Source organism: Sphaerisporangium sp. NPDC005288, from assembly GCF_040607475.1.
Taxonomy (GTDB): Bacteria; Actinomycetota; Actinomycetes; order Streptosporangiales; family Streptosporangiaceae; genus Sphaerisporangium; species Sphaerisporangium rhizosphaerae.
In genome coordinates this window covers 1-21,337 of sequence record NZ_JBEXGT010000059.1, presented here as the reverse complement: position 1 = coordinate 21,337, position 21,337 = coordinate 1, and the positions used below count along the sequence as shown (strand labels likewise).

Annotated in this window: 19 protein-coding genes; 11 read left to right on the top strand and 8 right to left on the bottom strand. The window is 73.2% G+C overall.

Going from position 1 to position 21,337, the window contains the following annotated elements; translation table 11 throughout:
* Positions 1–110: 110 nt before the first annotated feature.
* The 6 genes from ABZU32_RS36615 to ABZU32_RS36590 are packed head-to-tail and all read right to left on the bottom strand — an operon-like array spanning position 111 to position 5,327.
* On the bottom strand, positions 111–704 hold the full coding sequence (locus tag ABZU32_RS36615; protein ID WP_354835724.1) for a flavin reductase family protein: 594 nt from the start codon (positions 702–704) through the stop codon (positions 111–113).
* On the bottom strand, positions 701–1,222 hold the full coding sequence (locus ABZU32_RS36610) for an NAD(P)H-dependent oxidoreductase (protein WP_354835726.1): 522 nt from the start codon (positions 1,220–1,222) through the stop codon (positions 701–703). Before ABZU32_RS36610 ends, ABZU32_RS36615 begins: the two co-directional genes overlap by 4 nt.
* Positions 1,219–2,568, bottom strand: a complete 1,350-nt coding sequence (locus ABZU32_RS36605; RefSeq protein ID WP_354835728.1) for an LLM class flavin-dependent oxidoreductase — start codon at positions 2,566–2,568, stop codon at positions 1,219–1,221. The genes ABZU32_RS36610 and ABZU32_RS36605 overlap by 4 nt, the downstream gene beginning before the upstream one ends.
* Entirely contained in the window at positions 2,565–3,455 is an 891-nt protein-coding gene (locus ABZU32_RS36600) for an ABC transporter permease (RefSeq protein WP_354930221.1), read from the bottom strand. Before ABZU32_RS36600 ends, ABZU32_RS36605 begins: the two co-directional genes overlap by 4 nt.
* A complete protein-coding gene (locus ABZU32_RS36595; protein WP_354930218.1) occupies positions 3,448–4,311 on the bottom strand; it encodes an ABC transporter ATP-binding protein in 864 nt (287 codons plus the stop codon). Before ABZU32_RS36595 ends, ABZU32_RS36600 begins: the two co-directional genes overlap by 8 nt.
* Entirely contained in the window at positions 4,308–5,327 is a 1,020-nt protein-coding gene (locus ABZU32_RS36590) for an ABC transporter substrate-binding protein (RefSeq protein ID WP_354930216.1), read from the bottom strand. The genes ABZU32_RS36595 and ABZU32_RS36590 overlap by 4 nt, the downstream gene beginning before the upstream one ends.
* A 430-nt stretch (positions 5,328–5,757) precedes the next feature.
* Between ABZU32_RS36590 and ABZU32_RS36585 the strand changes: the two genes are divergently transcribed.
* From ABZU32_RS36585 to ABZU32_RS36565, 5 genes are all read left to right on the top strand, one after another.
* The gene (locus ABZU32_RS36585) at positions 5,758–7,149 is read left to right on the top strand and encodes a selenium-binding protein SBP56-related protein (RefSeq protein ID WP_354930213.1); all 1,392 of its coding nucleotides are present in this window, start codon (positions 5,758–5,760) and stop codon (positions 7,147–7,149) included.
* Positions 7,146–7,826: a hypothetical protein gene (locus tag ABZU32_RS36580; RefSeq protein ID WP_354930210.1), complete on the top strand. Its 681-nt coding sequence runs from the start codon at positions 7,146–7,148 to the stop codon at positions 7,824–7,826. Before ABZU32_RS36585 ends, ABZU32_RS36580 begins: the two co-directional genes overlap by 4 nt.
* Positions 7,827–7,997: 171 nt before the next feature.
* On the top strand, positions 7,998–8,954 hold the full coding sequence (locus ABZU32_RS36575; RefSeq protein ID WP_354930207.1) for a TauD/TfdA family dioxygenase: 957 nt from the start codon (positions 7,998–8,000) through the stop codon (positions 8,952–8,954).
* Positions 8,955–9,017: 63 nt separating this feature from the next.
* Positions 9,018–10,349 (top strand): NtaA/DmoA family FMN-dependent monooxygenase, encoded by a 1,332-nt coding sequence (locus tag ABZU32_RS36570; RefSeq protein WP_354930204.1) that lies wholly within the window; start codon positions 9,018–9,020, stop codon positions 10,347–10,349.
* Positions 10,346–11,527: an LLM class flavin-dependent oxidoreductase gene (locus ABZU32_RS36565; protein ID WP_354930201.1), complete on the top strand. Its 1,182-nt coding sequence runs from the start codon at positions 10,346–10,348 to the stop codon at positions 11,525–11,527. The genes ABZU32_RS36570 and ABZU32_RS36565 overlap by 4 nt, the downstream gene beginning before the upstream one ends.
* Before the next feature lie 259 nt (positions 11,528–11,786).
* Here the strand turns inward: ABZU32_RS36565 and ABZU32_RS36560 are convergent, their stop codons facing one another.
* Positions 11,787–12,500 carry a UdgX family uracil-DNA binding protein gene (locus ABZU32_RS36560; RefSeq protein ID WP_354930198.1) on the bottom strand — a complete coding sequence of 238 codons (714 nt, stop codon included), beginning with the start codon at positions 12,498–12,500 and terminating at the stop codon, positions 11,787–11,789.
* A gap of 129 nt (positions 12,501–12,629) precedes the next feature.
* Here ABZU32_RS36560 and ABZU32_RS36555 point away from each other — a divergent pair, with 129 nt between their 5' ends.
* The 3 genes from ABZU32_RS36555 to ABZU32_RS36545 all read left to right on the top strand — a co-directional run bounded on the left by ABZU32_RS36555 (position 12,630) and on the right by ABZU32_RS36545 (position 15,844).
* Positions 12,630–13,607 (top strand): lytic murein transglycosylase, encoded by a 978-nt coding sequence (locus tag ABZU32_RS36555; RefSeq protein WP_354930195.1) that lies wholly within the window; start codon positions 12,630–12,632, stop codon positions 13,605–13,607.
* A 63-nt stretch (positions 13,608–13,670) separates the two neighbouring features.
* Entirely contained in the window at positions 13,671–14,384 is a 714-nt protein-coding gene (locus ABZU32_RS36550; RefSeq protein ID WP_354930192.1) for a GNAT family protein, read from the top strand.
* A 47-nt stretch (positions 14,385–14,431) separates the two neighbouring features.
* The gene (locus tag ABZU32_RS36545; RefSeq protein WP_354930190.1) at positions 14,432–15,844 is read left to right on the top strand and encodes an NAD(P)/FAD-dependent oxidoreductase; all 1,413 of its coding nucleotides are present in this window, start codon (positions 14,432–14,434) and stop codon (positions 15,842–15,844) included.
* Between the two features lie 102 nt (positions 15,845–15,946).
* Here the strand turns inward: ABZU32_RS36545 and ABZU32_RS36540 are convergent, their stop codons facing one another.
* The gene (locus tag ABZU32_RS36540; protein WP_354930187.1) at positions 15,947–17,497 is read right to left on the bottom strand and encodes a M28 family metallopeptidase; all 1,551 of its coding nucleotides are present in this window, start codon (positions 17,495–17,497) and stop codon (positions 15,947–15,949) included.
* A 565-nt stretch (positions 17,498–18,062) separates the two neighbouring features.
* Here ABZU32_RS36540 and ABZU32_RS36535 point away from each other — a divergent pair.
* The 3 genes from ABZU32_RS36535 to ABZU32_RS36525 all read left to right on the top strand — a co-directional run.
* Positions 18,063–19,520, top strand: a complete 1,458-nt coding sequence (locus ABZU32_RS36535) for a HAMP domain-containing sensor histidine kinase (protein WP_354930184.1) — start codon at positions 18,063–18,065, stop codon at positions 19,518–19,520.
* 112 nt (positions 19,521–19,632) lie between these two features.
* The gene (locus ABZU32_RS36530; RefSeq protein ID WP_354930181.1) at positions 19,633–20,052 is read left to right on the top strand and encodes a nuclear transport factor 2 family protein; all 420 of its coding nucleotides are present in this window, start codon (positions 19,633–19,635) and stop codon (positions 20,050–20,052) included.
* 151 nt (positions 20,053–20,203) lie between these two features.
* Positions 20,204–21,337, top strand: a 1,134-nt coding sequence (locus ABZU32_RS36525) for a serine/threonine-protein kinase (RefSeq protein WP_354930178.1), incomplete at its 3' end; no start/stop codon positions are given.

Genomic DNA, 21,337 nt, shown 5'->3' with positions numbered 1-21,337 from the left:
GAGCCGCCCGCCGATCCGGGGGCGTGAGCCGGACCGGCGGGGGCTGGTCATCGGGAGGCGGGAGTCGGGCGGCGGGCCCTGACCTCCCCTGGACGGTGGCCGGCGGGCGGTCAGGGGTGGGTGGTGAAGCGGCCGAAGCGGCCCTGGTGGTAGAGCAGCGGGTGGCCGGGGTGGTAGACCCCTGCCTCGGCGACCAGCCCGACGACCAGCACGTGGTCGCCCACGGTGAAGGTGTCGTAGGGCAGGCACACCAGGTGCGCCGAGACGTCCTGCAGCAACGGCGCGCCCAGCGGCCCGGGCCGCCAGCGCGTCGGCTCGGCGAAGCGGTCGACGCCCTTGCGGGCGAACCGCGCCGCCAGCTCCGCCTGGTCGCCGGTCAGGATGTTGACGGCGAAGTGGTCGGCCGAGCGCAGCCACGGCCAGGTGGTGGACTCCTGAGCGACGTAGAAGGACACCAGCGGCGGGTCCAGGCTCACCGAGGAGAAGGAGGTGGCGGTCAGCCCGACCGGCACGCCTTCGCTCTGCGCGGTGATCACCACGACGCCCGCGGCGTGCACGGCGAGCGCCTGCCGGAACGTCTCCTCGTCCACCGACCCCGGCGCCGTGCCATCGGGGCGCGCGGACGCCGGGCCGGTGGGCGGCGTGCCGTCGTCCCGCCTGGGGAGGCGGAACGGCGGGCGCTGAGCGGGCACCGTCTCCGTCATATCTCCGCCCTCTCCCGCGACGTCGCGGCCACCTGGGGCGCGACCCGGTCGGCCCACCCGGCGAGCGCCGCCTCCAGATCGGGGATCTGCGACTCCAGCAGGGCCAGACCGGGGGTCGGCACCTGCGCGCCGAGCTCGGCCAGCACCGGGCGCAGGTGCAGCTCGACGGCCAGCGCGTGCCGGGGGTCGCCCATGACGAGCAGGGGCAGCGCCACCGTCCGGGACAGGGCGCCCGGGGGGAGGCGGTCGAGGAACACCTTCAGCAGGCCGGTGTAGGTGGCCTTGTAGGTGGGGCTGGCCACCACCAGCACCCCGGCCCCGGCCACCGTCTCCAGCGCCGCCTCCACCTGGGGCGAGGGGCCGGTGAGCAGCAGCGGCGCGAGCTCGGACAGGTCCACGACGCGCGGGGGGCCGTGGTGCCCGGTCCGCCGTCCGACCGCCTCGGCCGCCGCGACCGCCGCCGTGAGCGTCCTGGACCCGGGGCGGGGGTTGCCGACCAGCGCCACGGGGACGCTCATGACGCCACCGCCACGCCGAGGCGCTCGCCGGAGTCGCCGGCCGCGTGGCGGGAGGCGGGCCGTGCCAGGCCGTAGTTGCCGCGCAGGGTGCGGCCGTCGTAGGCGGTGCGGAACAGCCCTCTGGCCTGCAGTTCCGGCACGACGTGGTCGACGAAGCGCTCCAGGCCGTCCGGCAGGATCGGCGGCATGATGTTGAACCCGTCGGCCGCGCCGTTCTCGAACCATGTCTGGATCTGGTCGGCGATCTGCTCGGGGGTGCCGGTCACCACGCGGTGCCCGCGCCCGCCCGCGAGGCGGCCGAGGAGCTGCCGCACGGTCAGCTCGTCGCGCCGGGCGATGTCGATGACGAGCTTGCGGCGGCTCTGCGCCCCCTCGGTCTCGAGCGGGACCTCCGGCAGCGGCCGGTCCAGCGCCTCCTCGGGCAGGTCGATGCCGACCAGGTGCGCGAGCTGCGCCAGCCCGTAGGCGGGGATGATCAGCTCCTCCAGCTCGCGCTCCAGCCGCCGCGCCTCCTGCTCGGTGGAGCCGATGATCGGCGAGATGCCGGGAAGGACGAGCACGTCCTCGGGGCGCCTGCCGTGCCCGGCGACGCGCGCCTTGAGGTCGGCGTAGAACTCCTGGCCGTCGGCGAGGGTCTGCTGGGCGGTGAAGACGGCCTCGGCGAAGCGGGCGGCGAACTCCTTGCCGTCCTCGGAGGACCCGGCCTGGACCAGCAGGGGGTGGCCCTGCGGCGAGCGGGAGGTGTTCAGCGGGCCGCCGACCCGGAAGTGGACGCCCTGGTGGTCCAGCGCGTGGATCTTCCCGGTGTCGGCGTAGGTCCCGCTGTGCCGGTCGCCCACGACCGCGTCGTCCTCCCAGCTGTCCCACAGCTTGGTGACGACCTCCAGGAACTCGGTGGCCCTGGCGTAGCGGTCGGCGTGCGCGGGCCGTTCGATGCCGAAGTTGCGGGCCTCGGCCTCGCTCGCGGAGGTGACGATGTTCCATCCGGCCCGGCCGCCGCTGATGTGGTCCAGCGAGGCGAACTTGCGCGCGACGTGGAACGGCTCGTTGTAGGTGGTGGACACCGTCGCGATCAGCCCGATGTGGTCGGTCACCGCCGCCAGGGCCGCCAGCAGGGTGAGCGGCTCCAGGCCGCCGAGCGCGTTGTGCCGGACGTTCCCCTGCAGGGCCAGGCCGTCGGCGAGGAACACCGAGTCCAGCAGGCCGCGCTCGGCGATGCGGGCGAGCCGCTGGTAGTGGCGGACGTCGGTGAGGCGGGCGGGCTCGGTACGCGGGTGGCGCCAGGCCGCTTCGTGGTGGCCCACGCCCATGAGGAAGGCGTTGAGGTGGAGCGTGCGGGCGGTCATGCGGAGGTCCTCCAGGTCGAGAAGCGGCGCTCCACGGTCAGCAGGAGCAGGTTGAACAGCACGCCGAGCACCGAGATCGTGATGATCCCCGCGTACATGTCGGGGATGCGGAAGCTGAACTGGGCGTCCTGGACGAGGTAGCCGAGCCCGGCCTTGGCGCCGACCATCTCGGCGAACAGCAGCACGAGGATGGAGTAGGCCCCGGCCAGGCGGACGCCGGTGAAGACGGCCGGCACGGCGGCCGGCAGGATGACCTTGCGGAACAGGCGCAGCGGGCCGAGCCCCATGGAACGGGCCGACTTGATCAGCAGCGGTTCCACGGTGCGGACGCCGCCGATGGTGTTGAGCAGGATCGGCCAGGCGCAGGCGTACAGGATGAAGGTGATCTTGGAGGTCTCGCCCAGGCCCAGGATCAGGATGAACACCGGCAGCAGGGCCACCGGCGAGGTGTTGCGGAACAGCTCCAGCACCGGGGTGAGGAAGTCGGCGACCGGGCGGTACCAGCCGATGGCCAGCCCCAGCGGGATGGCCAGCACGATGGCCAGGCCGAACCCCGACACCGAGCGGATCAGCGACGCCTGGAAGTGCTCCAGCAGCTGCCCGCCGGCCAGCAGGTCGTACCAGGCGGCCAGGACCTCCGACAAGGGGGGCACGAAGACCCGGTCCACCACGCCCGTGCGGGGCAACAGCTCCCAGGTCGCGGCGAGCAGCACCAGCGCCAGCGACCGCCGGGCCAGCAGCGCCACCAGCCCGCCGCCGGCCCGCCGCTTCCGCGCAGGCGCGGCGGGGGCCGTGTTCTTGGGTGTCACCCGCGGGGTGGCGCCGGGGGCCGGGTTCTGGGACGCCGCCCGCGGAGTGGCGCCGCGGGCGGCGAGGGTGTCAGCCAATGGTCCGCTCCTGCTTCTGAGCCGCCGCGACCTCGTCGCGCAGCAGGGTCCAGATCTCGTGGCGGTACTCGCCGAACCGCGGGTCGGCGCGCAGGTCGCCCTCGCGCGAGCCGAACGCCACGTCGATGATCTTCTTGATCCGGCCGGGCCGGGAGGTCATCACCGCTACCCGCCGCCCCAGGTACACCGCCTCGTCGATGCCGTGGGTGATGAAGACGATGGTCTTCCCGGTCTTCTCCCAGATGTGCAGCAGCTCCTCCTGCAGCGACTCGCGGGTCTGGGCGTCCAGGGCGGCGAACGGCTCGTCCATCAGCAGCACGTCGGGGTCGAAGGCCAGGCTGCGCGCGATGGCGACGCGCTGGCGCATGCCGCCCGACAGCTCGTGCGGGTAGCGCTGCGCGAACCCGGCGAGCCCGACGAGGTCGAGATAGTGGCGGGCCCGTTCGCGCCGTTCCCTGCGCGGCACGTCCTTGGCCTCCAGCCCGAACTCGACGTTGGCGAGGGCCGTGCGCCAGGGGAACAGGGCGTACTGCTGGAAGACGATGCCGCGGTCCAGGCCCGGCCCGGTCACCGCGCGGCCGTCGATGACGACCTGTCCGGTGGTGGGCGCGGTGAGACCGGCGATCAGGTCGAGCAGCGTCGACTTGCCGCAGCCGCTCGGCCCGACCAGGGTGAGGAACTCGCCCTCGCGCACGTCCAGGTCGATGGCCTCGATCGCGGTGAACGGCTGGTCCGATCCTCTGACCTCGAAGGTCTTGCCGACACCCTGGATCTCGATCTTCGTCCGGGCGCGGTCCCCCGTGGCAAGGGCGGTCACGGCGTCCGTCACGGCGACGGAACGGCCGGCCGGGCTCATGAGGCGCTCCCGCTCGCGAACGGGTTGTACTGGTTGGTGTAGAGGTCGGCCGCCTTGACCTGGCCCGGCTTGATCTCGCCCTCGCGTTGCAGCCAGTCGATCCAGGTCTGGAACTCCTTGGCGTCGATGACGCCGCCCTTGTTGGCGACGCCGCTGCTCTTCCAGAACGCGACGCCGCCGGCGTCCTCGTTCCTGCCCCGGGCCGCGATGATCTTCTTGTACTCGGCGACCACCTCCTCGCGGGAGTGGGTCTGGGTCCACTCCACGGCCTTGGCGAAGGCGGCGACGAACTTGCGGGTGGTGTTCGGGTTGCGCTGGATGAACCGCTCGGTGAGCACGACGCTGCCCGCGGTGAACGGGCCGAACAGGTCGATGTCCTTGAACAGCGGGCGGATGCCGCCGCGTTCCAGGGCCTTGTCGCGCAGGATGCCCGACAGCGCGGCCACGTCGATCTGCCCTTGGCGCAGCGCCTGCTCGGTGTTGACCGGCGGGACGACCACCAGTTCGACCTTGGCGATCTCCTGCGGGGTGAGGCCGCCTCGCTTGAGGTACTCCTTGACCACGGCCTCCAGATGGGCGCCGAGGGTGTTGACGCCGATCTTCTTGCCGATCAGGTCACGGGGGCCCTTGATGGGCGAGCCGCCGGCGACGTAGTAGCCGACGTAGCTGTCCTTGTCGCTGCCGTAGTAGCCGACGACCGCCTTGATCGGGGCCTTGGCGGCGGCGAGCTTGACGATGGCGCCGTCGAACGCGCCGCCGAAGTCGGTCTGGCCGGTGGCCGCGGCCTGGATGTCCTGCGGGCCGGAGATGGTGTTGCCGATCCACTTGAGCTTGATGGGGGCGAGGTAGCCGAGCTCCTCGGCCAGCTCGGGGAAGCTGACGGCCCCGACGCTGCCCTGGTAGCGCAGTTCGGTGAGCTCCAGGCCGCCCGGCGTGGCGGCGCCGGAGGCCGAGCCGCACGCGGCCAGGGTCGTGGCGAGGAGAACGGGGAGAAGGGCGTGTCTGCGTCTGATCACGGAAGGCCTCATGGAGGAAGGGCATGCTCGCGCGAGGCCGCGCCGCGGGCGGGGCATGCCGGAAGGGACGGTCGTTCGGAGGTGACACGGGTGGTGGAAGGCGTGGACACCGTCGGCCACGCGGAGGCGCGAGGTGGGATCGCGGCGGCACCTTGGCCGCACGCGCCCCTCGCCGGTGTGGGCGGGTGTGAAGGATGCCCGCGATGCGCGATCAGCGACACTGCGCGCTGGCGAGGTGGCCGAAGTCGACGTGCGAGCGCCGTGTGAGGTAAAGCCCTTGGCCCATAGATCGAACCTACGACGGCGGGGCCGACCAAGTCAATATTTCCTACCGGATATACATAGAAATGTCCTGTCACCAGCACTGACGACACGCCGTCACCGGTAGATTACCTATTGACTCCATAGGCAATGCCGGAATCATGGGGGCATGGCACTCTGGACTCCTGACCCGACCTTCTACCCGTCGCCGAGAGACGCCGCGACCGCGCCGGCGGAACGGCTCGCCTACGTGGCCGCGTTCGACCGGCGGGCCGAAAGGCCCGATGCCATGGCCGTCGTGGACACCGACCCCGCGTCGCCCGGCTACGGCAAGGTCGTCGGCTGGACCGACCTGCCCAACACCGGCGACGAGCTGCACCACTTCGGGTGGAACGCCTGCAGCAGCGCGCTGTGCCCGTACGCGCCGCACCCGCACGTCGAGCGCCGCTACCTGGTCGTGCCGGGCCTGCGCTCCTCGCGCATCTACATCCTGGACACCAAGGACCGGATCAGCCCCGAGATCGTCAAGGTGATCGAGCCTGAGGAGCTGGCCAGGCGCGCCGGGTACTCGCGCCCGCACACCGTCCACTGCGGGCCGGAGGGGCTGTACGTCTCCGCGCTCGGCGGGGCGGACGGCCAGGAGGGCCCGGGCGGCATCGCGGTCCTGGACCACCTGTCGTTCGAGGTGCTCGGCCGGTGGGAGCGCGACCGCGGGCCGCAGTACCTGGCCTACGACTTCTGGTGGCACATCAACCACGACGTGCTGGTCACCTCCGAGTGGGGCACCCCGTCGATGATCGAGAACGGCGTCGTGGGCGAGCTGCTCCTCGGCCGCCAGTACGGCCACAAGCTGCACTTCTGGGACCTGCGCAAGCGCCGTCACGTGCAGGAGGTGGACCTCGGCGACCAGTACCAGATGGCGCTCGAACTGCGCCCCGCGCACGACCCCACGCGGACCTACGGGTTCGCCGGCGTCGTGATCAGCGTCGAGGACCTGTCGGCGTCGGTGTGGACGTGGTTCCAGGAGGACGGCCGCTGGCAGGCGCGCAAGGTCATCGACATCCCGGCCGAGCCCGCCGACCCCGAGGACCTGCCCGACCTGCTCAAGCCGTTCGGCGCCGTGCCTCCGCTGATCACCGACATCGACCTGTCGGTGGACGACCGGCGCCTGTACGTCTCCTGCTGGGGCACCGGGGAGATCAAGCAGTACGACGTGAGCGACCCCTTCACGCCGGTCGAGATCGGCTCCCTGCGCATCGGCGGCATCGCCCGCACCCAGGCGCACCCGGCCGCGCCGGACGTCCCTCTGCGGGGCGGCCCGCAGATGGTCGAGGTGAGCCGGGACGGCCGGCGCGTCTACCTCACCAACTCGCTGTACGGGGCGTGGGACGACCAGTTCTACCCTGAAGGGGTGGGCGCCTGGATGGCCAAGATCGATGCGGGGACGTTCGCCTTCGACGAGCGCTTCTTCCCGCACGGCGACGACTTCCGCGGCCTTCGTCCCCACCAGGTGCGGCTTCAGGGCGGCGACGCCTCCTCCGACTCCTACTGCTACCCGTGACCATCACCGCGGCGCTCCTGCTCGGCGCCTTCCACGGCCTGAACCCGGCGATGGGATGGCTGTTCGCGGTGGCCCGCGGCCTGCAGGAGCACAGCAGGGGCAGGCTCGCGTGGTCGCTGCCGGCGATCGCGGCCGGCCACCTCGCCTCGGTCGCGCTGGTCGCGCTCGCCGTCGCCGTCACCGGCTCGCTGGTGACGGCGACGGCGCTGTCGATCGCCGGGGGCGCCGCCCTCGTCGTCTTCGGCCTGTGGCGGCTGCTGTCCAACCGGCACTTCCGCTGGGTGGGCATGCGGCTGTCGCTGCCGCAGCTCGCCGCGTGGTCGTTCCTGATGTCCTCCGCGCACGGCGCGGGGCTGATGCTCGTCCCGCTGTTCACCCGCGTCCAGACCGGCCAGGACGCCCACAGCGGCATGCCCGGCATGTCCGGCATGAACGGCGTCCACGGCATGGACGGCATGACGGGCGGGTACGCCGGGCATCTGGCGCACGCGCTGGCCGGCGACCTCGGCGTGGCGGCGCTGCACACGCTGGCCATGTTCACGGTCGCCGGCGTGGTGGCGTTGGTGGTGTACGAGGTGGCCGGGCTGACGGTGCTGCGCCGCGCCTGGTTCAACGTCGACCGCATGTGGGCGGCGGCGCTCGTCGGCGCCGGGCTGCTGACGCTGGCCCAGGCCTGAGGAGCCGCTCACGCGGGCCCCGCCTCCGAGAGGGACCGCCGGCATATTCCATGTATTCCCTATTGACTTATAGGGGAAAATGACACAAGGTCGATGTACCGGCCCCGCACCTCACCGCGCCGGTCCGCGACCCCGGGCCCGCGCCACCAGAGCTCATGGAGGCCCAAGCTCATGCCATCGACCACCACCCTGGACGTCCGCCGCGTCGCCGGGCACATCGGCGCCGAGATCCGAGGCATCGACATCTCCCGACCGCTCGACCCCTCGACGGTGGCGGAGATCCGCCAGGCCCTCCTCGCGCACAAGGTCGTGTTCTTCCGCGGGCAGACCCTCGACCATGCGGCCCAGATCTCCTTCGCCCGGCGGTTCGGCGACCTCACCCACGCCCACCCGCACGAGGACGCGCCGCCGGAGGAGTTTCCGCAGATCCTCACCATCGACCCGCGCCGGTACGAGGAGCGGTACGGCAAGCAGTACCGCGAGCTGTACCGCACGCGGCAGTACTCCTACTACTCCGGCTGGCACACCGACGTCACCGCCGCCGTCAACCCGCCGGCCGCCTCGATCCTGCGGGCCGAGACCGTCCCGGCCTTCGGCGGCGACACCCAGTGGACCAACCTGGTCGCCGCCTACGAGGGCCTGTCGGACCCGCTGCGCCGGCTCGCCGACGGGCTGCGAGCCGAGCACCGCTTCCTGGCCGGTCAGCAGGCCGCCGCGGAGGACGGCAGGCTCCTCAAGCGGATCAACGACAACCTGCTGGTCTCCGTGCACCCCGTGGTCCGTGTCCACCCCGAGACCGGGGAACGGGCCCTGTTCGTCAACCCCGGCTTCACCGACCGCATCGTCGGCCTGTCCTCCCACGAGAGCCGCCGCGTACTGGAACTGCTGTACGAGCAGATCACCCGCCCGGAGTACACCGTCCGCTTCCGGTGGGAGCACGGCAGCGTCGCCTTCTGGGACAACCGCGCCACCGCCCACCTCGCCCCCTCCGACCTGGACCACCTCGACGTCGAGCGCACCCTGCACCGCGTCACCCTGATCGGCGACCGGCCGGTCGGGCCGGACGGGTTCGTCTCCGAGATCGTCGCCGGCCGCGAGTTCACCGCCGAGGCGCTCGTCGTCGCCTGACCGCCCTCCCCCACCGGGCGCCTGGGCGCCGTTCCCGCTCCGGACTCCTCGTCAGGAAGGCCCATGACCAAGCAGATCCACCTCGCCGCCCACTTCCCCGGTGTCAACAACACCACCGTGTGGTCCGACCCACGCTCCGGCAGCCAGATCGACTTCGACTCCTTCCGCCACCTCGCCCGGACGGCCGAGCGCGGCAAGTTCGACTTCTTCTTCCTCGCCGAAGGGCTGCGGCTGCGGGAGATGAAGGGCCGCATCCACGACCTGGACGTGGTGGGGCGGCCCGAGTCGCTGACCGTCCTCGCGGCGCTGTCGGCGGTCACGACCCACCTCGGGCTGGCCGCCACGGTCAACTCCACCTTCAACGAGCCGTACGAGGTGGCGCGGCGGCTGGCGTCGCTGGACCACCTGAGCGGCGGCCGGGCCGCGTGGAACGTCGTGACGAGCTGGGACGCCTTCACCGGCGAGAACTTCCGGCGCGGCGGCTTCCTGGCCGAGGGAGACCGGTACACCCGGGCCGCCGAGTTCCTGCGGACGGCGCGCGAGCTGTGGGACTCCTGGGCGCCGGACGCGGTGGTCGCCGACCCGGCCTCCGGACGGTTCCTGCGGCCGGGCGGCGTCACCCCGTTCCGGCACCGGGACCGCCACTTCGACATCACGGGCCTGTTCAACGTGCCCCGCCCCCCGCAGGGCCACCCAGTGATCATCCAGGCCGGCGACTCAGAGGAGGGTCGCGAGTTCGCCGCCTCCGACGCCGACGTGATCTTCAGCAGGCACTCCCGGCTGGAGGAGGGCCGCGCCTTCTACGCCGACGTCAAGCGCCGCCTCCCGGCGTACGGGCGGCGGCCGGAGGATCTGAAGATCCTCCCCGCGGTGACGTGCGTCCTCGGCGACACCGACCAGGAGGCGCGCGAGTACGCCGCCGAGATCCGGCGGGCGCAGGTCGGCCCGCAGACCGCGATCGCCTTCGTCGAGGCCGTCTGGGGCCGGGACCTGTCGGCGTACGACCCCGACGGCCCGCTGCCCGACCTCGAACCCGACCTCGGAGAGGAGGTGTCCAAGGGCCGCGCCCAGTTCCGCCGCGACCGGGGCGAGCTGGCCGCCAAGTGGCGGGCTCTCGCGCAGGAGAAGAACCTGTCGATCCGCGAGCTGGTCATCGAGGTGTCCGCGCGGCAGACCTTCATCGGCACGCCGCGGACCGTCGCCGACGCCATCGACACCTTCGTCCAGACCGACGCCGCCGACGGCTTCATCTTCGTGCCCCACCTGACCCCGGGCGGCCTGGACGACCTGGTGGACAAGGTCGTCCCGCTGCTGCAGGAGAAGGGCGTCTTCCGCGCCGACTACACAGGACCCACCCTGCGCGACCACCTCGGCCTGACGAAGGAGACCCGATGACGCTGCATCTCGCCGTGGCCCTGGACGGCGCCGGCTGGCATCCGGCCGCCTGGCGGGCCGAGGGCGTCCGCCCCGACCGGCTGTTCACCGCCGGCTACTGGGCCGAGCTGGTGCTGGAGGCCGAAAGCGGCCTGCTCGACTGGGTGACCTTCGAGGACTCCCTGGCGCTGCAGTCCTCCCGCTTCGACGGGCAGGACGAGCGCCTGGACCAGGTGCGCGGCCGGCTCGACGCGGTGCTGCTGGCCTCGAGCCTGGCGCCGCTGACCTCCCGTATCGGGCTGGTGCCGACGACGAGCACCACCCACACCGAGCCGTTCCACGTCGCGATCGGCATCGCCTCGCTGGACCACGTCAGCCGCGGGCGGGCCGGCTGGCGCCCGCGGGTGTCGGCCCGCCCGGACGAGGCCGCCCACTTCGGCCGCCGCGTCTTCCCCCCGCTGGACCTCGCCGACCCGGCGGTCACCGCGCACGTCGGGCGGCTGCTGGAGGAGGCCTCGGACGCGGTGGAGGTGGTCCGTCGCCTGTGGGACAGCTGGGAGGACGGCGCCGAGATCAGGGACGTGCCGACCGGCCGGTTCATCGACCGCGACCGGCTGCACTACATCGACTTCCAGGGCGAGTGGTTCAGCGTCCGCGGCCCGTCGATCACCCCGCGCTCGCCGCAGGGCCAGCCCCTGGTCACCGTGCTCGCCCACGACACGCTGCCCTACGAGTTCGCGGCCCGCGGCGCCGACGTCGTGTACGTCACTCCGCGCGACCGCGAGGACGCCGAGGCCGTCGTCGGCCGCGTGCGGGCCGCCGAGGCGGCCGTGGGCCGCACCGGGCCGGCGCTGCGCGTCCTCGCCGACATCGTGGTCTTCCTCGAGGGCCCCGGCGCCGGTCCGGGACGCAAGGAGCGGCTGGACGACCTCGACGGCGCCGAGCTGGAGTCCGACGCCTTCGTCTTCAGCGGCACCCCCGAGGCGCTGGCCGACCTGCTGCTGGCCTGGCGGGAGGCCGGCCTGGACGGCTACCGCCTGCGGCCGGGGGTGCTGCCCCACGACCTGACGGCGATCACGCGCGGCCTGGTGCCCGAGTTACGGGCCCGCGGCGCGTTCCGCGGCGCCTACGAGACGGCCGACCTGCGCGGGCGTCTCGGCCTGACCCGCCCGGCCGGCCGCTACGAGCGGGCGTCATAGCCCCGCGGCGCCCCTGTGCTCCCGGAGCCGTCGCGACACCCGCGTCCAGATCCGACGGAGACCGGTGGATCCGGGTGGTTTCCAAGGAAGCCGCGGATCCGGGCGGTTCCGGGGTGGCGAGGGATCCGCGGATCCGGGCGGTGCGGCAGAAGCCGGGCCGGCGTGCCGCCGTCGTACTTCGACGCCCGATCATGGATCACGTTCCCACCCTATAAGGTCGCCATGACCGGAAAAGGCGCGCCGCTGGAGCCCCCGGTGATCACCGCAGGGCGCCGGCGGCGACCCGCAGGTCCGCGACCAGCCCGGCGTACATCGCCTCGCGGTCCTGCGCGCGCAGGACGGCCGATGGATGGATGGTCGCCAGCAGCAGCGCCTCCTCCGGCGCGAACGCCCCCTCCCACGCCCCGGCGCCGTCGCCGGCCGGCGGGAAGGGCAGCAGCACGCCGCGCTCCTTGGTCACCCGGAAGGAGGGGCCGAGCAGCGCCTTGCCGGCGGTCGCGCCGAGGGCGACGACGACGTCGGGCCGCAGCACCCGCAGCTCGGCGGCCAGCCACGGCCGGCAGGCCGCCATCTCGCGCAGGGTCGGCGGCTTGTGAATGCGCTTCTTGCCGCGGTCCTGCGCCGTGAACTTGAAGTGCTTGACCGCGTTGGTGACGTAGGCGCGGGTCCTGTCGATGCCGGCCTCCTCAAGGGCCCGCGTCAGGACGCCGCCGGCCGGCCCCACGAAGGGGTGCCCGCGCCGGTCCTCCTGGTCGCCCGGCTGCTCCCCCACCAGGACGACGCGCGCGCCGGGGTCCCCCTCGCCGAAGACGGTCCGGGTGGCGTCCCGGTACAGCGGGCAGCCCCGGCAGCCGGCGGCGGCCTCGCTCAGGGCGCGCAGGTCGTCCTCGCCGGGCAGGTACGGCGAGGCGTCGTAGCCCTCTCCGTCCCGGGCGGCGCCCACTGCGCCTTTGGCGTCGGCACGGCCCGTCACGGTCTTCCCCCTTCCCGCGTCCGGAGAGCCCCCGCCCTCTCACTCCCTTCGCCTACCCGCCGCGGGCCGCGCCATTCAGGACGGCGTGCCGCACCGCCCGCCGCGGCGCCGGTTGTAGGTTGGATCACTATGGGGAAGGGCACGGGTGACGCGCGAGGTCCCGGCCGCGCCGGCCGGGTGGTGACGCTGGCCGCGGCCGCCGCGGTGGCGCTGGCCGCGACGACGGGATGCGGTCGGGCATCGACCGCTCCGGACGCCGCTTCCCCGCCTCCGTCCGCCGCCGGCGCCGCGACGCCGTCCCCGGACGCGACCACGGCGTCGAGCACGCCGTCCGGGCCGCCCCGACCGGACGCCGCGATCCCGCAGGACCCGCGCAAGCTGGCGCGCGCCCTGGACCGGACCACCCGGGCGATGCGCGCGGCCATCGGCTCCTGGACCAAGGACGGCGACCCCGGGCACGGCCGGCCGCCGGAGGACGTCGTCCTGCTCACCCTGTACCACCAGCGCCTGTGCCGGTACGCCGCCCGCCATCCCGCCACCGCCGAGCGCGCCTTCGCCGAGCTGACCCCCTCGGTCGCCGCCCAGGCCCGCGACGACGCCACGGCCGTGCGCGAGCTGCTGTCGCTGGCCCACCCGGTCACCGGCAAGGTGAGCTTCAAGCTGCGCGACCCCCTGCCGGCGGACGTCCTGCTCGGCCACTTCAAGAAGGCCGGGCGACGCTTCGGCGTGGAGTGGGAGGTGCTGGCGGCGGTCATGCTCGTGGAGACCAAGTTCGGCCGGGTGCGCTCGGCGAGCTCCGCGGGCGCGCAGGGCCCCATGCAGTTCATGCCGGCCACCTGGCGGGCGTACGGCATGGGCGGCGACATCCACGACACCGGCGACGCCGTCGCGGCCGCCGCGAACTACCTGCGGGCCTCCGGCGCGCCGGGCGACTACCGCAAGGCGCTGCACGCCTACAACCACTCCCAGGCGTACGTGGACGCCGTGCTGCTGCACGCCCGCGCGATGAAGCGCGACGTCCGCGCCTACTACGCCTACTACAACTGGCAGGTGTTCGTGCTGGTCCCCGGCGGCGAGCGCCGCCTCACCGGCCCCGGGCTCGCCTAGGCCGTGTCCTGAGGTCCGATATATCGGTTGCGGTGGAAAGTGTCGTCTCTTACGGTGCCAGCCATGTCGAGCGCCGCGGAGACCGTGTCGTCATATCCGCCGTTGAACGTGCGAGTGCGCATGCCCGGGCTGTCACTGCTCGGGGCGACGGACGCACTGCTGGAGCGCCTGGTGCCGACGGTGCGCAAGGGTGTCGCCACGCAGGCTCCGTGGCCGTTCGACGACCCGATGTCGCTGTACAAGGATGGGCCCGAGCGTGAGTGGTCCTGGCTGCGCAGGATCTGGACCGGCCGTGGAAGGGTCGATGACGGCTTCTGGCGGCTGTACTTCGTCGTGGTCGTCGACGACGAGCCGGTCGGCATGCAGGACCTGATCGGCGTCGACTTCTCCGTGCACGGCACGGTCACCACGTTCTCGTGGCTCAGCCCCGAGATGCGCGGGCGCGGCCTGGGCAGGCTGATGCGGCAGGCGGTCCTGCATCTGGCCTTCGAAGGGCTCGGCGCCCGCGAGGCCGAGAGCGAGGCCTTCGTCGACAACCACGCCTCGAACCGCGTTTCGGCGGCAGTGGGCTACCGCCCCAACGGAAGCGGCCGGGCCACCCGGCGCGGCGAGCCCGCCGAACTGAACAGGTGGCTGCTGACACGCGAGCGATGGCTCCCCGGCAGGCGCGATGACGTCGAACTCGCCGGCGTGGCCGCGTGTCTGCCGGTCCTCGGAATCAGGCGCGGTGATCGATCGGCGGGAGGCGGCACCCTGCCGATCTCGCCGGCTTCCTGAGCGGGCATGATGGTCTTCTCCCTCGCGACCAGGAAAGGGGAGGACCCGTGCCGGACGAGTTCGATGTGATCGTGATCGGCGCAGGGCCCGCCGGTGAGAACGCCGCCGGACGGGCCGGGCGCGGCGGCCTGAGCGTGGCCATCGTCGAGGGCGACCTCGCCGGGGGCGAGTGCGCCTACTGGGCCTGCGTGCCCAGCAAGGCACTGCTGCGCCCGGTGGAGCTCGCCGCCGAGGTGCGCCGCATGCCCGGGCTGGAGGTGGGCCCGATCGACGCCGGCGCCGTCCTGGCCCGCCGCGACGAGGCCGTCTCGCACTACGACGACGCCGGGCAGGTGCGCTGGATCGAGGGGGTGCCCGCCACGTTCGTGCGGGGGTGGGGCGGCCTGGACGGGCCCCTGCGCGTCCGGGTGGCCGAGCCCGGGGGCGGGTCGCGCCTCCTGACGGCCCGGCACGCGGTCGTGCTGGCCACCGGCAGCTATGCGGCCGTTCCGCCCGTCCCGGGCCTGGCCGAGGCCGAGCCGTGGACCAGCCATGAGGTCACCGCCGTCAAGGCCATCCCCGAACGGCTGGCCGTCATCGGCGGCGGCGTGGTCGCCTGCGAGATGGCCCAGGCCATGCACGGACTCGGCGCTGCCCGCACGACCATTCTGGTGCGCGGCGACCGCTTGCTGCCGCGCATGGAACCGTTCGCCTCCGACCTGGTCGCCGAGTCCTTCGCCGCCTCGGGCATCGAGGTGCGCACCGGCACCGGCGTCGTCCGGGTCGAGCGGCCGGTCCCCGGCGGGCCGGTCACCGTGCACCTGACCTCGGGCCCGCCGGTGGAGGCCGATGAGCTGCTGGTGGCCACCGGCCGCCGCCCCGCCACGGACGGCCTCGGCCTCGCGTCGGTCGGCCTGCCCGCCGACCGTGTGGTGGAGGTGGACGACAGCATGCGCGCCACCGGCGTCGAGGGCGGCTGGCTGTACGCCGTGGGCGACATCAACGGGCGCGCCCTGCTGACCCACATGGGCAAGTACCAGGCCCGCGTCTGCGGCGACGTCATCGCGGCCCGCGCCAGGGGCGAGCGCGACGACCTGCCCTCACTGCGCGACACCGCCGACGCCTACGGGGCGCCGCAGGTGGTCTTCACCGACCCGCAGGTGTGCGCGGTGGGCCGCACCGAGGCCCAGGCACGCGCCGAGGGCTTCCCCGTGCGCGCCGTCGAGTACGACCTGGGCGCGGTGACCGGCGCCTACCTGCTCGGCGACGGCTACCGCGGCCGGGCCGGCGCCGTGGTGGACACCGAGCGCCGCGTGCTGCTCGGGGTGACCTTCGTCGGGCCCGGCGCCGCCGATCTGCTGCACGCCGCGACCATCGCCGTCACCGCCGAGGTGCCGCTGGACCGGCTGTGGCACGCGGTCCCGACGTTCCCGACCGTCAGCGAGATCTGGCTGCGCCTGCTGGAGACCTACGGCCTGTGACCCGCTCGCGGCGGTGAGGCGCCCGCGACCGAGACGGTCGCACGGCACCTCACCGCGGCGAGGGACAGGGCCGGGTGATCGGCCGCGGGCGCGCTCGGCGCGTTACCGGGCCGCGGGCAGGTGATCGGCGATGGCCGGGGCCGCGAGGGTCCTGCGGGCGGCGGTGGCCGGACGGGTGTCCGGGCCGGGCAGGTCACTGCTGAAGGCGTAGACGACCGCGGCCGTGGCGATGGCGCCGGTGTTCAGGGTGAGGGCCTTGTCGTTGATGTTGGCGACGGTGTCGCAGGCCTGGTGGTAGCAGGAGTCGTAGGGCTGTCCCGCGGTGCCGCCGAACTTGGCCTGCTCGTCGGCCGTCTTGACGCCCTCGGCGCCGGTGAACAGCCCGCCGGCCGGGACGCCCGCCTCGATGAACGGGCCGTAGTCGGAGCGGCCGTCGAAGTCGGTGCCGACGTGCCCCTGGCGCAGGGTGTCGAAGTACTTCTCGAAGAGCTTCTCGATCTCCGCGGACCCCGCCGGGCCGGCGGGCGCGCCCGTGGCGTCGGAGTCGTCACCGTCGTAGATCTTCAGCGCGTAGTTCGGCGAGGCCACCATGTCGAAGTTGAGATACAGCTTGATCTTGGCCAGCTCCGCGGGGGCCAGCGAGGCGACGTAGTGCTCGGAGCCGAGCAGCCCGAGCTCCTCGGCGCTCCAGAACGAGAACCGCAGCTTGTTGCGCGTCGGGATCTTGCCGAGCACCGAGGCCACCTCGAGGATCGCGGCGCTGCCCGAGCCGTTGTCGTTGATGCCGGGCCCGGCCACGACGCTGTCGAGGTGGGCGCCGAACTGCACGACCTTGTTCGCGTCGCCGTACTTGGAGTCGGCGATGACGTTGTGCGTGGTGCGGTACTCGCTGGTGGTGTCGGTCTTCAGCCGGACGACCGTCCCGGCGGGCGAGGAGAGCTCCTGGCCCACCGCGAAGCTCACGCCGACCACCGGGATGGTGAGCGGGGTGCCGAGGGTGCCCTGCAGGGTGGCGGTGCGGCCCGGCTGGCCCTCGTTGAAGATGATCGCGGCGGTCGCGCCGGCGGCCTGGGCGTTCTGGGCCTTCACCCGGAAGTCGCAGGTGCCGCGCTGGAGCAGGGCGATGTTGCCGGGGGTGAACCCGGCGAAGTCGCTCGCCTCGCAGCCGGAGGTGGAACTCGGCGACGGCGCGGGCGGCAGGGTCAGGTCGACGTTCTGCAGGGTTCCGGTGACCGCGCCGGAGCCGGAGTAGGTCATCGTGGCGAACTCGCCGACCCCGCTGCCGTTGGGCGGGGTGGGGGCGTAGACCTTCGGCTCCGGGGAGATCTGCTCCAGCAGGGCCGTGGAGTTCTCCTTGAAGAACGGGAACTCGAACGGCTGGATCGTCACCTTGTAGCCGGCCTTCTTCAGCACGCCCGCCACGTAGTCGCGCGAGGCGGCGTGGCCGGGGGTGCCCGCGGCCCGGGTGCCGCCGTTGGCGTCGGCGATCTGCTGCAACTTCTGCAGGTGCCGCTTGACCGCCGGCCCGTTCGCGGTCTGGGCGAGCCGCGCGGGATCGGGATCGGCGGCGGCGGGCCCGGCCGCCGCCATGGGCAGGACGAGCGCGACGATCGCCATGGCGACGCCTGTTCCCCCGCGGAGGGTGATGCGCATTCAGCTTCTCCCTTGTGCCGTGACAGGACTTCCCGAGATGGTGCTCCCCGGCAAGCTAGCCGCAGTTCTCCCTTCCGTGAAGGGCCCCCGCCGGGATGCTCCGCGGTTCGCTTGTCAGCAGTCCCGCTGAGCCGATCGAGCCGGAATTCCGGACATCGCTCGAACCTTCGGCATAACCGACTGGTCATGGGCGCTCCACCACGGCGGTTGACCGCCGGGGCGGGCGGCCCGACGCTATACGGGCTCGGCGCGGTGGGCGGCGGCGCGCATGCCGACACCGAGCACGTGGTCGTCTCCGAAATGCCCGCCGCGAAACGCCCCGCCGGGGCGCCCTGCCGGGGCCCCCTGCCCGCCGGCCCGGTCCGGCGCGGTCGTCGCTCGCTTGAACCGCCGTCTCGGCCTCCTCCTGGACGGCCGCGCCGGGAAAGTTCGGTTCTGGTGGTGGTAATGGGCAGGCCTGTATTTGGTGTGGATATGGGGCCTTCATTGCTTGATCAGCAGTTCGACGGATACCGTCGAAGTTGACCTGACCTGGGCTTTTACATTACGTGAGGGAGGCCACCTCTTGGAAGCCAGGCGGCTGTCGCTTCTCCCGGCGTCGATGCGGGCGCGGTCCACGCTCATCATCGGCAGCGCGTGCCTGATCTTCCTCGCCATCATCGGCGCCGGCATCGACTTCCTGGTCACCGACAGGATAGAGGCCGGCGTCTTCCGGGACGCGCAACGCACCGCGACCAACTGGGTCGGCTCCATGGCGCCCGGCCAGATCCCCCGGCCGGCGCCCGAGGGACGCATCGACCTGCTGCAGCTCGTCGACGACCACGGGCGCGTGGTCATGGCCAGCCCCGCCGCGGCCGGTCGTCCTCCCCTCGGCACCATCCGCCCGCCGAAGGACAACCGCATCCAGGACGGAACCGTGTGCCGGCCGGAGGGCGGCTGCGTGATGTTCACCGTCATCCGCCTCCCCCCGCTCGACACCAGCGAGATCTTCGGCGGCGAGTCCCACTTCGTCTACAGCGGGACGACCCAGCCGAGCATCCTGGCCGGTCACCGCCTGGAGCTGGTCACCACCACCGGTGTGCTGCTGGCCAGCGCCCTGGTCGCCTGGGGCAACTGGTGGGTCGGCGGCCGCGCCCTGCGCCCGGTCGCGGCGATCCGCGCGACCATGGCCGACATCACGGTGAGCGACCTGAGCATGCGGGTGCCCGAACCGCCCGGCCGCACCGAGTACGCGCTGCTCGCCCGCACCGCCAACCAGACCCTGGCCCGGCTGGAGGAGGCGGTGAGGCAGCAGCGCCGGTTCGCCTCCACCACCTCCCACGAGCTCAGGACTCCCCTCGCCGGGCTGCGCGCCCGGCTGGAGGAGGCGGTGCTCTACCCCGGCGACGTCGACCCCCGGCAGACCATCCGCGACGCCCTCACGCTCACCCAGCGGCTGGAGACGATCGTCGAGGACCTGCTGGTGCTGGCCAGGCTCCGCTCGGGCACCCCGGCCCAGCACGAGCCGGTCGACCTGGCGATGCTCGTGCGGGAGGCCATCGCGACCCTTCCGGCCGACGGCGTGCCGATCCGCGTCCGCGCCCAGGGCGACATCACCGTCCACGGCAATCGCATCCAGCTCGTCCGCGTGCTGGACAACCTGCTGGCCAATGCCCGGCGCCACGCCCACGGCAAGGTCGAGGTCACCGTCGGCCGCCAGGGTGACCGGGCCGTGGTCGCCGTGACCGACGACGGCGACGGCATCGCGCACCAGGATCGCGAGCGGGTGTTCGAGCGCTTCGTGCGCCTGGAGGACGGGCGGCGCCTCGAACCCGGCGGCAGCGGGCTCGGCCTGGCCATCTCGCGCGACATCGCCCACGGCCACGACGGCACGCTGCGCGTCGAGGACTCCCCACGCGGCGCGCGTTTCGTCCTGGACCTGCCCCTGCTGGACATGGGCGACTCCTCTCCGCCCACCAGCGGGGACCCGCCCGGCGTGGCCGGGTTCGGCGCCCTGCCCCAGACCTCCGGCTGGCGCGCCTGAGCGTCGCGACGCCCCCGCGGCGGCCCGCACCACGGCCGCACGGCCACGTGCCGCCTCCCCACGACCGGCGCCCCCTGACGCCGGCGCATCACCCCACGCAAGGAGCCCGACGGTGTCCGACGACCGTGAACCCACCGACGAGCTGGTGACCGCGTTCAACGCCGCCGACTTCGCCTCGGCGACGCGGCTGTTCGACCGGCGCGCCACCTACGTCTGCCCTGGTGGCGTCGCCGAGGGCCACGAGGAGATCGCCTCCTACTTCGCCCTCTACCACGAGGCGTTCCCCGACATCAGGGTGACGCTCCACGACAAGGGCGCGTGCGGCGACATGGTGGTCACCGAGTGGACGCTCACCAGCACCCACACCGGCCCTCTTCTCCTGCCCACCGGCCACGTCGCCGAGCCGACCGGCCGGCGCGTCGCCGTCCGCGGCTGTGACGTCCGCACCATGGAGGACGGCCTGATCGCCAGTCAGCGGGTCTACTACGACCAGCTCGAGATGCTGACCCAGCTCGGCCTCCCCTGCCTCTGAACGCCTGCCGCCCGGGCGCTCGCGAGCGCCCGGGACCGGCGTCGCCGCGGCCGTGCCGGACCGGATGGGCGACGGCACTTCACCGACCGGCCGGCAGGCCCTATCGTGAGCCCTCGCACCCCGAATGCCGAGACGACCGAAGAGGTGGGCCGTGCGCGGGCGTGGCCTTGAACCGGGAGATCCCGAGCGCGTCGGCCGCTATCTGCTGAGCGCGGTGCTCGGAGAGGGCGGCCAGGGCACCGTCTACCTTGGACGGGCCGAGGAGGCCGGGCCCGTCCGCGCCGCCGGGCCCGAGGTGGCGGTCAAGGTGCTGCACACCAGGGCCGCGGGCGACGCCGAGAGCAGGCGGCGGTTCGTGCGGGAGGTCGAGACGGCGCGGCGGGTCGCGGCGTTCTGCACCGCGCGGGTGCTGGACGTCGGCACGGTCAACGGCCGCCCCTTCGTGGTCAGCGAGTACATCCCCGGGGTGTCCCTGGCGGAGGCGGTGGCGCGCGACGGGCCGCGCTCCGGCAGCGGGCTGCAGCGGCTGGCGGTCGCCACGCTCACCGCGCTGGCCGCGATCCACCGGGCCGGGGTGGTGCACCGCGACTTCAAGCCGGCCAACGTGATCCTCGGCCCCGAGGGACCGGTGGTGATCGACTTCGGCATCGCCCGCGCGCTGGACCACGCCACCACCGCCTCCGGGCTGATCGGCACGCCCGCCTACATCGCCCCGGAGCAGCTCGCCGGGCACCCGCCCGGCACCGCGTCCGACCTGTTCGGCTGGGCCTGCACGATGGTGTACGCCGCCACGGGGCACCTGCCCTTCTCGGCGGCGACGGTGCCCGCGCTGCTGGTCGCGGTCTCCACCCACGAGCCCGACATGTCGGGCGTGCCGGACGAGCTGCGCCCGGCGCTGCTGGCCTGCCTGGCCAAGGACCCCGCCGCCCGGCCCGCCGCCGAACAGGTGCTGCGCGCCCTCACCGGCCACGACATGGACGACACCCGGCCCAGCGGAGCCGGCTCCGCCCTCCCTGGTTCACCCGCGTCGCCGGCCCCGCCCACGTCGCCGGCCCGGTCCGCCTCGCCCGCCGGAACCCGCCCGCTCGACGGCCCCCGGACGACCCGCGAGGCCGGCCTCCTCGATGACGTGGAGACGACCCGTCCCGCTGACGGCTCGCAGCGGCCCCGTCCCGCCGGCTCCCCGGCGGCGACCCGGGCGTTCACCGGGCCGGCCAACCTGCGGGCGCGCCCCCAGGTGACCGTGACGGCGCGGTCAGGCTGGACCTGGGCCACCATCGAGGGC